Raw genomic sequence first — 232 nt, 5'->3', positions numbered from 1 at the left:
GAACCGCTCTCGGTGGTCTCCCAGCGCTACAAGGTGGTACAGCCGCACGAGGTGCTGCATTTCTATCAGGATTTGGTCGAGGCTGGCGGCTTCGGGCTGGAGACCGCCGGTTCACTCAAGGGCGGCCGCAAGCTGTGGGCCTTAGCCAAAACAGGTCAGGACATGCGTCTCAAGGGCGGGGATGTGGTCAAATCCTACCTACTGCTGGCCACCAGCTGCGATGGCACCCTCT

The 232-nt window shown here is 61.6% G+C and carries 1 protein-coding gene; it reads left to right on the top strand.

What is annotated here, in order from left to right; translation table 11 throughout:
* The coding region (locus B4920_RS28195) for a DUF932 domain-containing protein (protein WP_139379806.1) at positions 1-232 on the top strand (232 nt) is incomplete at both ends.

The sequence above is a fragment of the Zoogloea sp. LCSB751 genome (genome assembly GCF_002028455.1).
Classification (GTDB): domain Bacteria; phylum Pseudomonadota; class Gammaproteobacteria; order Burkholderiales; family Rhodocyclaceae; genus Zoogloea.
The sequence above is the reverse complement of the archived record's forward strand: the minus strand, read 5'-3'. Positions and strand labels throughout refer to the sequence as shown.